Below are 13367 nucleotides of genomic sequence, written 5' to 3' on the forward strand. Positions count from 1 at the left end.
GTGGCTCAGCCCTTCGTTTCGCCTGTTCAGGCGGCTGCGGAGGATACGAGATTCGAACTCGTGAGGGGTTGCCCCCAACACGCTTTCCAAGCGTGCGCCCTAGGCCTCTAGGCGAATCCTCCGCCGGAAACATTACATGACCCGGAAGGGTGCTCGCGAACTCGTTCAGGGGAGGGATGTGCCGGTGGGAGGGGCGGGCAAGACAGGGGTCGGGATCGGGTAGGCTGGCGGCAGCCCCTCACGCGGCGCTATCTGACTGAACTCCCCCAGGGCCGGAAGGCAGCAAGGGTAGGTCGGCTCTGGCGGGTGCGTGGGGGGTCCTCTGTTTCCCGGGGAGTGGCTTCTGGGCGGTCCGCGTTGTCAGTGGGCGCCTATAACCTCGTATGCGTGTCGTCTCTCGCGCTGTACCGCCGCTATCGCCCGGAGTCGTTCGCCGAGGTCATCGGGCAGGAGCATGTCACCGACCCGCTGCAGCAGGCGCTGCGGAACAACCGGGTCAATCACGCGTACCTGTTCAGCGGTCCGCGCGGATGCGGCAAGACGACCAGCGCGCGCATCCTCGCCCGCTGTCTGAACTGCGAGCAGGGGCCCACCCCCACCCCCTGCGGCGAGTGCCAGTCCTGCCAGGACCTCGCGCGCAACGGCCCGGGCTCCATCGACGTCATCGAGATCGACGCGGCGTCGCACGGCGGTGTGGACGACGCCCGTGAGCTGCGCGAGAAGGCCTTCTTCGGCCCCGCAGCCAGCCGCTACAAGATCTACATCATCGACGAGGCCCACATGGTCACGTCGGCGGGTTTCAACGCGCTGCTGAAGGTCGTGGAGGAGCCCCCGGAGCACCTCAAGTTCATCTTCGCCACGACCGAGCCCGAGAAGGTCATCGGCACCATCCGGTCGCGGACCCACCACTATCCCTTCCGGCTCGTGCCGCCCGGCACCCTGCGGGACTATCTCGGCGAGGTGTGCGGCAAGGAGAACATTCCCGTCGAGGAAGGGGTGCTCCCGCTCGTCGTGCGGGCCGGCCAGGGCTCCGTCCGTGACTCCATGTCCGTCATGGACCAGCTGCTCGCCGGAGCGAAGGAGGAGGGTGTGACATATGCCATGGCCACCTCGCTCCTCGGCTACACGGACGGATCGCTGCTGGACTCCGTCGTCGAGGCCTTCGCCACCGGTGACGGCGCCGCCGCCTTCGAGGTCGTCGACCGGATCATCGAGGGTGGCAACGACCCGCGCCGCTTCGTCGCCGACCTGCTGGAGCGCCTGCGGGACCTGGTGATCCTCGCCGCCGTCCCGGACGCCGCGGAGAAGGGGCTCATCGACGCCCCCGCCGACGTCATCGAACGTATGCAGGCCCAGGCGAGCACCTTCGGAGCGGCCGAACTCAGCCGCGCCGCCGACCTCGTCAACGAGGGCCTGACCGAGATGCGCGGCGCCAACTCGCCCCGCCTCCAGCTCGAACTCATCTGCGCGCGCGTACTGCTCCCGGCCGCGTACGGGGACGAGCGCTCGGTGATGGCCCGCCTGGACCGTATCGAGCGTGGCGTGAACTTCGCGGGCGCGGGCGCCGGCGCGATGCCCGCGATGGGCTACGTGCCGGGCCCGGAGGCCCACGGGGGCCCGTCAGGCGCGATGCCCGGTGGCCCCGGCGGCCCGGCCGCGGCTCGCGCGGCGGTCCGGGGTGCGGGCGCACCGAGCGGCGGCAGCGCTACGGCACCTGCGGCCGGCGTCGGCGGCCCCGCCCCGTCCGGCCAAGGCGCGCAGCCTCCCGTTCCGGTGCCCTCAGACCACGGAACTCACGGGACCCCCAGCCCCGTCCCCACCCCCACGCCCACCCCACCCCAGCAGTCACCGGAACCCACCCCGCCCCCCCAGCCCCCGTCAGCCCCCGCCCCCGGCGCCTGGCCCACCGCGGCCCCCGCCGGCGGTGGCCGGCGTCCGGGTGGCTGGCCGACGGCGACCCCGGCCGGCGCCGGGCAGCCCCCGGCGGCCGCCCAGCCGAACATGCCCCCGCCCGCCCCCACCGCCCCGCCAACTGCCACTCCCTCGGCCGCTTCCGCCTACGCACCCCCGACCGGCGGCCCAGACCCCCGCGTGCTCTGGCCGAACATCCTGGAAGCGGTCAAGAACCGCCGCCGCTTCACCTGGATCCTGCTCAGCCAGAACGCGCAGGTGGCGGGCTTCGACGGCACCACCCTCCAGCTCGGCTTCGTCAACGCGGGCGCCCGTGACAACTTCGTCAGCAGCGGCAGCGAGGACGTGCTGAAGCAGTCGCTGGCGGAGCAGTTCAACGTCCAGTGGAAGATCGAGGCGATCGTCGACCCGACGGGTGGCTCCGGCCCGATGCCGCCCGGCGCCCCGTCCGCGCCGTTCGGCTCACCGGGCTTCAACGGGGGCTACGGCGGAGGGGGCGGCACCGGCTCCGGCGGCTATGGCGCAGGTGGCACGGCGAGCGGCGGTGGATACGGCAGCGGTGGCAACACCGGTGGCGCCACCGCGAGCTACGCCGGCAACACCGCCACCGCCCAGCGCCCGGTGTCCGCCCAGCCCACGCCCACCAACCCCACCGCCGCCACGGCGACCCCCGTCTCCGTACCGTCCCCGGCACCCCGGCCGTCCGTACCGGAGCCACCGCCCCCGGTCTCCATCGAGGACGACATCCCCGAGGACGACGACCCCGACCTCAACGAGTCGGCCCTCTCGGGCCACGAACTGATCGTGCGGGAGCTGGGGGCGACGGTGATGGAGGAGTTCACGAACGAGTAGCGGGGCTGAGCGGGCTGGGGGCGCCCTGAGCCGGCCATGGGCGCGTTCGTAGGAACGTACAGGGAGATACGGCCCGAGCCCTCGGCAACCCGCACAAGGCGACGCCGGTACCCTGAACCCCGTGAAGGTCCTTGTCATCGGTAGCGGCGCCCGCGAACACGCCCTGTGCCGTTCCCTCTCCCTCGACCCCGACGTCACCGCCCTGCACTGCGCCCCCGGCAACGCAGGCATCGCCGAGGTGGCCGAGCTGCACCAGGTCGACGCCCTGGACGGCGCGGCCGTATCCGCGCTCGCCGAACGGCTCGGCGCCGACCTCGTCGTCGTAGGACCGGAGGCACCGCTCGTCGCCGGGGTCGCGGACGCCGTGCGGGAGGCGGGGATCCCGGTCTTCGGCCCCGCCGGTGAGGCGGCGCGGATCGAGGGCTCCAAGGCCTTCGCCAAGGACGTCATGGCGGGTGCCGGCGTCCCGACGGCCCGCTCCTACGTCTGCACCACGCCCGACGAGGTCGACGCGGCCCTGGACGCCTTCGGCGCTCCCTACGTCGTCAAGGACGACGGTCTGGCCGCCGGCAAGGGCGTGGTCGTCACCCCCGACCTCGACGTCGCCCGCGCGCACGCCAACTCCTGCGAGCGCGTCGTCATCGAGGAGTTCCTCGACGGCCCCGAGGTCTCCCTCTTCGCCATCACCGACGGCGAGACCGTCCTCCCGCTCCAGCCCGCGCAGGACTTCAAGCGCGCGCTCGACGGCGACGAGGGCCCGAACACCGGCGGTATGGGCGCGTACTCGCCGCTCCCCTGGGCCGACCCGAAGCTCGTCCAGGAGGTGCTCGACACCGTCCTGCAGCCCACGGTCGACGAGATGCGCCGCCGCGGCATCCCCTTCTCCGGTCTCCTCTACGCCGGCCTCGCGATCACCTCCCGCGGGGTGCGGGTCATCGAGTTCAACGCCCGCTTCGGCGACCCCGAGACCCAGGTGGTGCTGGCCCGGCTGAAGACCCCGCTGGCAGGGGTTCTGCTCGCCGCGGCCAACGGCACCCTGGAGGACCTGCCGCCACTGCGCTGGAGCGAGGACGCCGCGGTCACCGTGGTCGTCGCCTCGCACAACTACCCCGGCACCCCGCGCACCGGCGACCCGATCACCGGCCTCGACCAGGTGGCCGCCGAGGACACCCCGCACGCCTACGTACTGCACGCGGGCACGAAGCGCGAGGGTGACACGGTGGTCAGCGCCGGCGGCCGGGTCCTGTCGGTCACCGCCGTCGGCAAGGACCTCGGCAAGGCCCGCGAGCGCGCGTACCGGGCGCTCTCCCGTATTCACCTGGACGGCTCCCAGCACCGTACGGACATCGCGGCGAAGGTGGCCGGAGTGGCCGAGGCGGCCGAGGTGGCCGAGGCGGCCGAGGCGGCCGAAGGAGCCTGACGGCCGCGTCCGGGCACCTGCCCAGGATCCCCGCCCGGGATCCCTTCCCGAGACCCCGTCCGAGCCTCCGCCCGAGACCCCGTCCGGGAATGAACCCCGCAGGCCCCGTATCCGTCTTCGGATACGGGGCCTGCCGCCGTCCCACCTCGGCGACACCCCGCCCACCGCTACCGCCCACCACTCCGCCCATGACTCTTAGAACCTGAGTCAAAAACTGAGGCCTGATCCTCGCGGTCCGTCATCCACCTCTGACCAAAGCCATTCCATCGAGTGACCACTCCCCTATACGGCTGACGGGGCCCCAGGCCCCAACTAGGGTGCGGCGCAAGCGTTCCGGCACTTGGCCCACCGGCATTGCGATGTCAGTGGCGGGTGCCACAGTGGGGGAGTGAGCAACGCCAGGACAGCAGGGCCGCCAGCACAGCTGGGGAGGGGGTGAGGTCCGGTCGTGACCGGTACCGGTATGGGTGTGGAAGCGGGCGCGCAGGCCGCGCGCTCGAGGGCGCTCGCCGTGCTGCGCATCCGCAGCCGCGCGCTGGCCGTGGCGCTGCTGCCCGCGGCGGTCGCAGTGATCCTGCTGGCCGGTGATTCCACGGGTCACCTCGTGGGCCCGTTCTGGCATGCGGCCCGCTGGGCGGTGACCCCCGTCGCGGTCCTGGTCCTTCTCGCCGCCGGAGCCGTCGCCCTGGTCGTCGCCCGGGCCCGCCCGGCCGTGAGCCCGACGGTCCCGATCCCGGAGGACTCGGCGCCGGACCTCTACCGGATGGTGCGCGACCTGGCCGACCGCCTGGACGTGCCCGCCCCTTCCGCGATAGCGCTCACCCCGGACTGCGACAGCTGGCTTGAGGACCGCACCCACCCGGCCCACGGGCCGCCCCCGCGCGAGGACCGGGACGAGCTGGCGGGCGTACGGGGTTCACACCGCCGTGGCACCGCGGCCCCGGTGCTGGTCATCGGCTCGCCGTTCCTGTGGTGGATGCGGGTGGGCGAACTGCGCGCGGTGCTGGCTCCGGTCGTCGCCGGTACGGGCCCGTCCGCGCACCCCGACATAGCCGCGGCCCGCCGCTTCGTGCGCGGGCTGGACGCCGCGGTGGCCGTCGCCGCCACACCGGGCCGCTGTCCGCTGACCCGGGTCGTCTGCGCGGGGCTCGGCGCGGTGGCGCGCCTGCTGCTGCGCAGCTGCCGTGAGCATGCGGCGCTGATGGAGCGCGGGGTCGCGGCCGCGGCGGCGGAGCGTGCACAGGCTGTGGACTACGGACTGCGCATCGTCGCCCAGGAGCAGGTGGGGCTGGCCTACGCGGGCTGGGACCGCCTCCTCACCCGGGTCGCGCTGCCCGCCTGGCGCATGGGCCGCTGGCCCTCCCGACTGGACGCGGGCGTCGTCGCGGCCCTCACGGAACTCTCCCGCCGGGACCGCCTGGCCGAGGGCTTCGCCTCCCGCCTGGGCGAACGCCCGGCCTGCGACCTGCTCGAAGAGCCCGGCACGATCGACGAGGCCGCCTCTCTCCTCGCCGCCCGCCTCTTCCACGGCGGTCCCGCCGAACGCGGCCCCGACTGGTCGCCGGTGGACTGGCAGGAGTACCCGGAGGAGGTGGTCGACCGCAAATGGCGCACCGACGCGGCCCGCCTCCACCGAGTCCTGGACACCCTGGGCGTAACCCACACGGCGGACCCGACCACCCCCAACCACGACGGCCCGACCCTCGCAAGGATTCTGGACCACCTCTCGACCCCACTCCCCACGCCGGCCGAGACCACCCCTGCGCCCGCTCCGGACAACTCCGCCCACGACCACCCCGCACCCGAGGTCGGGCCCGAGGCTGAAGTCGAGGTCGAGGCTGAGGTCGAGGTCGAGCCCGAGGTCGAGGTCGAGCCCGAGGTCGAGGTCGAGGTCGAGAATGAGCGGGCTGCGGCCCTTGCCGCCGCCCTCACCGCCCAACTCGCCCGTGAGGAAGCCGCCCCCGCCAAGAGCGCCACCCCCAACCCCACCACCCCCTGGGACGACGCAGCCCTCCCCCTCTTCCCGCTCCAGCCCCCACGCACGGCCCGGGAGCTCCTCACCGACCACGTCACCGCCATGGTCTGCTGCGCCGCCATGGACACCGCGGGTGCCACCCCCGGCCTGGACTGGCTGGACGGCCCCACCCTCCTCCTCGCCGGCGAGCGCGCGGCCGACCTCACACCTCGCGTCCTCAGCCTCGTGGAGGACGGCGACCCGGCCCCCCTGCGCACCTGGCTCCGCGAGTCCGGCATACGCCCGGAGAAACCCGTACGCCTCGTCTGAAACCCGTACGCCTCGTCTGAAGCCCCCGGGTTCCACGCACCCCGATCGCCTCACCGCCGTACCGGAGCACCTCGTTCCACTTTCGGCCAATTCGCAACGAACTGTGACCACCTGCGTGCGTAATGTGATGTGCTGGGACCGATCGCGCACATGGCAAGAGCACGCGGCACAGGACACGCGACCACGGGGGCACGAGGGAGGGGAGCGACCATGGGGTCGGAGCAGATCCGCCGCTCGGAACAGATCCGCCGCTGGGAATCCGGAGCGCTCGCACACGCCGTGACCGATCCCTTCGGCCAGGGCCCCGTCCCCTGGCTCCGCGGCAATGTCACGTACTTCGACGACACCGGCCAGGTGGTCCCCTGGTACGTCGACGGCCAGGCCCACCCCCCGGGCGCCGACATCCCCCGCGTCCCGGCCCCCCGTTCCGCCGGCGGCCCCCGTTCCGCGGACGACGTCCGCCGCCAGATCAAGGGTTTCACCTCCACCGGCGCGGTCTTTCCGGGCGAGGCCGTCGACTTCCACATCACGGTGGACCCGCCGCAGGAGTTCGGCGTGGACATCTATCGCATCGGCCACTACGGCGGCGACGGCGCGTCCAAGATCACCACCAGTCCCCGTCTCTCCGGCATCGTCCAGCCCGCGCCGCTCACCGCGGACCGTACGGTCTCCTGCCACCACTGGTGGCTGTCCTGGCGGCTGCAGATCCCGTCGTACTGGAGCATCGGCGCCTATGTGGCCGTTCTCACCACCGCGGACGGCTACCGCTCCCACATCCCCTTCACGGTCCGCGACCGGCACCCCGCCGACCTGCTCCTGCTTCTGCCCGACGTGACCTGGCAGGCGTACAACCTCTACCCGGAGGACGGCCGCATCGGCGCCAGCCTCTACCACGCCTGGGACGAGAGCGGCCGTCTCCTCGGCGAGTCCGACGCCGCGACCACGGTCTCCTTCGACCGCCCCTACGCGGGCGCCGGCCTGCCCCTCCACGTCGGCCACGCCTACGACTTCATCCGCTGGGCCGAGCGCTACGGCTACGACGTCGCCTACGCCGACGCCCGCGACCTGCACGCGGGCCATGTCGACCCCACCCGCTACCGCGGCCTCGTCTTCCCGGGCCACGACGAGTACTGGTCGGCCAACATGCGCCGCACGGTGGAGCTGGCGCGGGAGAACGGCACATCCCTCGTCTTCCTCTCCGCCAACACCATGTACTGGCAGGTGGAGCTGGGCCCCTCCCCGTCCGGCGTCCCCGACCGGCTCCTCACCTGCCGAAAACGCAAGGGCCCCGGCAAACCCGTCCTCTGGCGCGAGATCGACCGCCCCGAACAGCAGTTGGTCGGCATCCAGTACGCGGGCCGGGTGCCCGAGCCCCACCCCCTGATCGTCCGCAACGCCGACCACTGGCTGTGGGAGGCGACCGGGGCGCACGACGGCGACGAGATCGAGGGCCTGGTCGCCGGTGAGGCCGACCGCTACTTCCCGCGCACCCCGCTGCCGGAACACCAGGACCGCATCCTGCTCGCGCACTCCCCGTACACCGACGCCGAGGGCACCCTCCGCCACCAGGAGACGTCCCTCTACCGCGCCCCCTCCGGCGCCCTGGTCTTCGCGTCCGGAACCTTCGCCTGGTCCCCGTCCCTGGACCGTCCGGGCCATGTGGACCCCCGAGTCCAGCGCGCCACGGCGAACCTCCTGGACCGCATCTGCAAACGTGACTGAGCTCGACCGAAGCCCCGCTCGCCGCACCCCCTGCCAGGACCGATTCCCGCCATACGGGAGAATCGACTCACTCGGGCCCGCCCGTCGCCCACCACCACCCTGTTCGGGCCCTTCGGGCGTCCCTTTTTGATTCAACCACGGGGAGGAACCGTGTCCGGATTCGTAGAAAAGCCCGAGCCGATTCAGGTCCCGGGCTTGGTACACCTGCACACCGGCAAGGTGCGCGAGTTGTACCAGAACGAGGCCGGCGACCTCGTGATGGTCGCCAGTGACCGTTTGTCCGCCTTCGACTGGGTGCTGCCGACGGAGATCCCGGACAAGGGCCGTGTCCTCACCCAGCTCTCGCTGTGGTGGTTCGACCAGCTCCGCGACCTGGTCCCCCACCACGTCCTCAGCACCGAGCTGCCGGCCGGCGCCCCCGCCGACTGGGCGGGCCGCACCCTCATCTGCAAGTCGCTCCAGATGGTCCCGGTGGAGGCCGTCGCCCGCGGCTATCTCACCGGCTCGGGCCTGCTGGAGTACAACGAGTCCCGTACCGTCTGCGGCCTCGCCCTCCCCGAGGGCCTGGTCGACGGCAGCGAGCTTCCCGCCCCGATCTTCACCCCGGCCACCAAGGCCGCCGTCGGCGAGCACGACGAGAACGTCTCCTACGAGGAGGTGGCCCGTCAGGTCGGCGCCGACACCGCCGCCCAGCTGCGCCAGACGACGCTCGCCGTCTACGCCCGCGCCCGGGACATCGCCCGCGACCGCGGGATCATCCTCGCCGACACCAAGTTCGAGTTCGGCTTCGAGGGGGAGACGCTCGTCATCGCCGACGAGGTCCTCACCCCGGACTCCTCCCGCTTCTGGCCGGCCGACCAGTGGCAGCCGGGGCACCCGCAGCCGTCGTACGACAAGCAGTTCGTGCGGGACTGGCTGACCTCGCCGGCCTCCGGCTGGGACCGCAAGAGCGAGCAGCCCCCGCCGCCGCTGCCGCAGGAGGTCGTGGAGCGGACCCGTGCCAAGTACCTGGAGGCGTACGAGCGTCTGACCGGCACCAGCTGGAGCTGACCGCGGGGGAGGGCCCCGGCGGGCAACCGGGGCCGTACCCCCACGGGTGTACGACAAAGGCCCCGGTCGATGACCGGGGCCTTGATCCTGAGCGGACGACGAGGTTCGAACTCGCGACCTCAACCTTGGCAAGGTTGCGCTCTACCAACTGAGCTACGTCCGCATTGCGCCGTGGCGCGAGAGCAACTATACCCAACCCCGCTCCCGCGCGAGACGCACGGCCGAGTGCCGGTTCTCCGCCCCGAGCTTCGAGACGGCCGAGGACAGGTAGTTCCGTACGGTCCCCTGCGACAGCGCGGCCCGCTCGGCGATCTCCGCGACGGGCGCCCCGTCCGCCGCGAGTTCCAGCACCTCCGCCTCCCGGACGGTCAGCGGGGAGTCCCCGGCGGCGATGGCGTCGGCGGCCAACTCCGGGTCTACGTAACGGTTCCCGGCATGCACGGTCCGGATGATCTCCGCGAGCCGCTGGGCGCTGACCGTCTTCGGCACGAACCCGCGCACCCCCGCCGCGAGCGCCCGCTTCAGATGCCCGGGCCGCCCGTGACTGGTGACGATCAGGACCTGGCAGCCGGGCAGTTCGGCACGCAGCGATGTGGCGACCTTCACACCGTCCGCGCCGGGCATCTGGAGATCGAGTACGGCCACGTCCGGTTCGTGCGCCCGGGCCATGGCCAGCGCCTCGGGACCGCTCGCGGCCTCGGCGACCACGACGAGGTCGTCCTCCAGGGAGAGCAGCGCGGCGAGCGCGCCCCGGATCAGATGCTCGTCGTCGGCGAGAAGCAGTCGTACGACGCCCGTCATGCGGTGACCTCGCTCATGCTCTCCGTCATGCGGTGACCTCGCTCACGCTCTCCCTCACACGCAACGGCACCTCGGCCACCACCCGGAACCGGCCGCCGCCGACCGGCCCCGCCTCCAGCGTCCCGCCGACCGCCGACAACCGCTCGTGCAGCCCGGCGAGTCCGGATCCTCGGCCGGGGCCGGGGCCGGGGCCGGGGGCGGGGGCGGATGCTCCGTCGTTCTGCACGGTCAGCACCACGCGATCTTGTTGAACGTTCAGTGATATGTCACATACCACCGCATCCCCGTGCCGCAGCACGTTCGTCGTGGCCTCCCGCACCACCCACCCCAACACCCCCTGCACCCCCGCATCCAGCCCCCCGACATCCGTCCCCCGCACCGCGCACTCGATCCCGGCGGCGCTCAACACCCCTTGCGCTCCGGCCAGTTCGACCCCGAGGTCGGCCTCCCGGTACCCCCGTACGACATCCCGCACCTCCCGCTGCGACTCCCGCGCGATCCGCTGCACCTCGATCATCTGGTCCACGGCCTCGGGCCGCCCGCGCCGGGCCAGCTGCACGGCGAGTTCGCTCTTCAGGGCGATCACGGCCAGGTTCCGCCCCATCACGTCGTGCAGGTCCCGGCCGAACCGCAGCCGTTCCTCCGCGACCGCGAGCCGGGCCTGGACCTCGCGGCCCCGCTCCGCCTCCCACAGGACCGACAGCGTCCAGGCGCCGCAACGGCCGCTGATCAGCGAGAAGAGCGCGCCGAAGACGGTCAGGACGCCGACCATGAGGACGCCGGCGGGCTCAGGGTCGGTGCAGGCGAACGCGGCCATGAGCACCACGGCGAGCACGGCCGACCGGCGCAGGAAGGTCACCAGCGGCAGCGCCAGCCCGTACAGCACCCCGAACGGCAGCAGGCCGGCGCCGACGGCGAGCCGGATCGCCATCGGGTCGGAGCCGCCCAGCGCGGCCAGCACCAGGGGCAGGACCAGCGCGAGGGCGAGGAGGACGGCGGCGGGGCGCAGGGCGCGCGGCGGCAGGACGGCCCGGCCCAGGTAGTGGTCGAGCACGGGCCGGGTGAGCCGGTTTGCCTCGGCGCACTGCAGGGCGCTCACGAGCAGCAGCAGTCCTCCGACGACCAGCGGTACCGGGCGCTGGGCGATCCCTCCCACCAGCGGCAGCGCCAGCCAGGAGAAGGAGAAGAGCCACGTGGTCGCGTACCAGGTGAGCACGCTCTGCAGCTCGACCCGCTCGGCCTTGCTCCGATCCCGCCAGTGCCGCCGCTGCCAGCCCCTGATCCGCCCGAACACGGCTCCCCCGTTCCCGCTCAGCGCCGCGGTTCCCAGCGGAACCACCGCCGTACAGCAAACACCGCCACCACGCTCCAGGCCAGGGCGGTCGCCACCGCACCCAGGGCCTCGTAGGCACTCAACCGCCCGGTCCAGCCGCCCTGGACGAGCCGGATCGCGGGGGACAGGGGCAGGAGTTCGCAGACGGCCGCGATCCGGTCGGGCAGGATCTGGGCCGGGATGGCGATGCCCGAGCCCATCATGGAGACGAGCACCAGCGGCATCGCGGTGACCTGCGCGCTCTCCACGGTCCGGGTGACGGAGGCGGTGAGGGCCGCGAAGGCGGCGCTCAGCACCAGACCCGCCAGGATCCCGAGGACGGTCAGGTACGGCGCCTTCGGCGCCCCCGGGTGCAGCAGCACCGCGCAGCCGACGGCGAGGACGACGGCCTGCGCGAGGCCGACGCAGACGGCGGGCAGCGCGGTGCCGGCCAGGATCTCGGCGTCGTCGAGCTCGCCGGTGCGCAGGCGTTTGAGGACGAGTTCCTCGCGGCGCGCGACGTACGCGCCGACCAGGGAGGTGTACACGGCGAACAGGAAGGAGAACCCGATCGCGGCCGTCAGCGTCACCACGCCGATGTTCAGCCCCTCGGCCTTGAGGTCCAGCTGATCGACGGCGGGCCGCACAGTGAACGGCAGCGCGAGCGGCACGAGCAACGCCGTGACCACCGCGCCACGGTTGCGCCCGAGCAGCGTGAGCTCGGCCCGGGCCAGGGCCCGCATCCGCCGCCCGGAACCCGCGGCCCCCATCCGGCCGGCCCGTCCGCCTCCACCGGCCGTCCGCTCCCTCAATGCCTCCATGCCGCGTGCCTGCGTGCTGCCGAGTCCCTTCACGCCGCCACCCCCTGCTCCCGCGCGATCCCGAGGAACGCCTCTTCCAGTGACGCCGAGCGCACGTCCAGGTCGCCCAGTTCCACCCGTGCGCGCTCGGCCCAGGTCAGCAGTCCGGTGGCCGTGCGCTGCAGTTCCCGGGTGCGCAGCCGTACGGCGTCCCCGTCCGTCTCGTGGCCGCACACCCCCAACTCGGCGAGCGGTGGCAGGTCGCCGAGGAACCAGCCGTCGGGGAGGCGGAAGGAGATCCGGGCGGGCTGCCGGGCGGTCACCTCGGCCGGTGTCCCCGTCGCCGCGATGCGCCCCTCGTGCAGGATCGCCAGCCGGTCGGCGAGCCCCTCGGCCTCCTCCAGGTAGTGCGTGGTGAGCAGCACCGTCGTCCCCGCGTCCCGCAGGGTGCGCACCAACTCCCAGGTGTCCCGGCGCCCTTCGGCGTCAAGGCCGGTCGTCGGCTCGTCCAGGAAGAGCACCTCGGGCCGCCCGAGCAGCGCGAGCGCGAGGTCCAGGCGCCGCCGTTCACCTCCGGACAACTGCTTCACCCGTACGTCCGCCCGCCGCCACAGCCCGACCAGCTCCAGCGCTTCCTGCTCGGGCCGCGCGTCGCTCACGCATCCGGCCCACATCCGCGCGGTCTCGGCGACGGTCAGTTCGGAGGGGAAGCCGCCCTCCTGCAACATCACCCCCGTGCGCGGCCGTACGGCGGCCCGCTCCCCGTGGGGATCGTGCCCGAGCACCCGCACCCGGCCGCCGGCCGGCCGGGCGAGCCCTTCCAGCAGCTCGACCGTGGACGTCTTGCCCGCTCCGTTGGTGCCGAGCAGCGCGAAGATCTCGCCGCGGTCCACGGAAAAGGTGATTCCGCGCACCGCCTCGAACCCGCCCCCGTACACACGCCGCAGGTCAGTGACCTCAATCACGTGTTCGTTCGTGTCCATGGCACCAGCGTCCCGGCGCTCATGGGCGCAGAGCAGTGCGCGCTGTCATCACTCGGCATGACAAATGTCAGAGGAGGGTCGCGCATGACGGTCGCGTAGGACAGCGCGTGTATGACAAAGGCCCCAGTCGGATGACTGGGGCCTTCATTCAAGAGCGGACGACGAGGCTCGAACTCGCGACCTCAACCTTGGCAAGGTTGCGCTCTACCAACTGAGCTACGTCCGCATTGCC

Annotated in this window: 9 protein-coding genes, 3 tRNA genes and 1 other RNA gene; 6 read left to right on the forward strand and 7 right to left on the reverse strand. The window is 72.6% G+C overall.

What is annotated here, in order from left to right; genetic code table 11:
- Positions 1 to 37: 37 nt before the first annotated feature.
- Positions 38 to 122 (reverse strand) — tRNA-Ser (locus ABZT17_RS43420).
- 107 nt (positions 123 to 229) lie between these two features.
- Between ABZT17_RS43420 and ffs the strand changes: the two genes are divergently transcribed.
- From ffs to ABZT17_RS43450, 6 genes are all read left to right on the forward strand, one after another.
- An RNA gene (gene ffs, locus ABZT17_RS43425) (signal recognition particle sRNA small type) lies at positions 230 to 326 on the forward strand.
- A gap of 61 nt (positions 327 to 387) precedes the next feature.
- The gene (locus tag ABZT17_RS43430) at positions 388 to 2763 is read left to right on the forward strand and encodes a DNA polymerase III subunit gamma and tau (protein WP_356357709.1); all 2376 of its coding nucleotides are present in this window, start codon (positions 388 to 390) and stop codon (positions 2761 to 2763) included.
- A 121-nt stretch (positions 2764 to 2884) separates the two neighbouring features.
- Positions 2885 to 4183 carry a phosphoribosylamine--glycine ligase gene (gene purD / locus ABZT17_RS43435; RefSeq protein ID WP_356357710.1) on the forward strand — a complete coding sequence of 433 codons (1299 nt, stop codon included), beginning with the start codon at positions 2885 to 2887 and terminating at the stop codon, positions 4181 to 4183.
- Between the two features lie 463 nt (positions 4184 to 4646).
- Positions 4647 to 6467 (forward strand): hypothetical protein, encoded by a 1821-nt coding sequence (locus ABZT17_RS43440; RefSeq protein WP_356357716.1) that lies wholly within the window; start codon positions 4647 to 4649, stop codon positions 6465 to 6467.
- A gap of 210 nt (positions 6468 to 6677) precedes the next feature.
- Positions 6678 to 8189 (forward strand): N,N-dimethylformamidase beta subunit family domain-containing protein, encoded by a 1512-nt coding sequence (locus ABZT17_RS43445; RefSeq protein ID WP_356357711.1) that lies wholly within the window; start codon positions 6678 to 6680, stop codon positions 8187 to 8189.
- A 150-nt stretch (positions 8190 to 8339) separates the two neighbouring features.
- The gene (locus tag ABZT17_RS43450; RefSeq protein ID WP_356357712.1) at positions 8340 to 9239 is read left to right on the forward strand and encodes a phosphoribosylaminoimidazolesuccinocarboxamide synthase; all 900 of its coding nucleotides are present in this window, start codon (positions 8340 to 8342) and stop codon (positions 9237 to 9239) included.
- A gap of 90 nt (positions 9240 to 9329) precedes the next feature.
- Here the strand turns inward: ABZT17_RS43450 and ABZT17_RS43455 are convergent.
- From ABZT17_RS43455 to ABZT17_RS43480, 6 genes are all read right to left on the reverse strand, one after another.
- Positions 9330 to 9402 (reverse strand) — tRNA-Gly (locus tag ABZT17_RS43455).
- Positions 9403 to 9425: 23 nt separating this feature from the next.
- On the reverse strand, positions 9426 to 10040 hold the full coding sequence (locus ABZT17_RS43460; RefSeq protein ID WP_356357713.1) for a response regulator transcription factor: 615 nt from the start codon (positions 10038 to 10040) through the stop codon (positions 9426 to 9428).
- Between the two features lie 25 nt (positions 10041 to 10065).
- Positions 10066 to 11379, reverse strand: a complete 1314-nt coding sequence (locus ABZT17_RS43465; RefSeq protein WP_356357714.1) for a histidine kinase — start codon at positions 11377 to 11379, stop codon at positions 10066 to 10068.
- Complete coding sequence (locus tag ABZT17_RS43470; RefSeq protein ID WP_356357717.1) at positions 11352 to 12122, reverse strand: ABC transporter permease; 771 nt, start codon at positions 12120 to 12122, stop codon at positions 11352 to 11354. Before ABZT17_RS43470 ends, ABZT17_RS43465 begins: the two co-directional genes overlap by 28 nt.
- Before the next feature lie 80 nt (positions 12123 to 12202).
- Positions 12203 to 13135, reverse strand: a complete 933-nt coding sequence (locus tag ABZT17_RS43475; RefSeq protein WP_356357715.1) for an ABC transporter ATP-binding protein — start codon at positions 13133 to 13135, stop codon at positions 12203 to 12205.
- 153 nt (positions 13136 to 13288) lie between these two features.
- Positions 13289 to 13361, reverse strand: a tRNA-Gly gene (locus ABZT17_RS43480).
- Between the last annotated feature and the right edge of the window lie 6 nt (positions 13362 to 13367).

This window comes from Streptomyces sp. NPDC005648 (assembly GCF_040605395.1).
Taxonomy (GTDB): Bacteria; Actinomycetota; Actinomycetes; order Streptomycetales; family Streptomycetaceae; genus Streptomyces.

What these genes read in the sequence shown, in the direction of transcription:
- ABZT17_RS43440 (WP_356357716.1), top strand. Translation starts at nt 4,647, where the DNA reads ATGGGTGTGGAAGCGGGCGCGCAGGCCGCGCGCTCGAGGGCGCTCGCC.
- ABZT17_RS43445 (WP_356357711.1), top strand. Translation starts at nt 6,678, where the DNA reads ATGGGGTCGGAGCAGATCCGCCGCTCGGAACAGATCCGCCGCTGGGAA.
- ABZT17_RS43460 (WP_356357713.1), bottom strand. Translation starts at nt 10,040, where the DNA reads ATGACGGGCGTCGTACGACTGCTTCTCGCCGACGACGAGCATCTGATC.
- ABZT17_RS43470 (WP_356357717.1), bottom strand. Translation starts at nt 12,122, where the DNA reads ATGGGGGCCGCGGGTTCCGGGCGGCGGATGCGGGCCCTGGCCCGGGCC.
- ABZT17_RS43475 (WP_356357715.1), bottom strand. Translation starts at nt 13,135, where the DNA reads ATGGACACGAACGAACACGTGATTGAGGTCACTGACCTGCGGCGTGTG.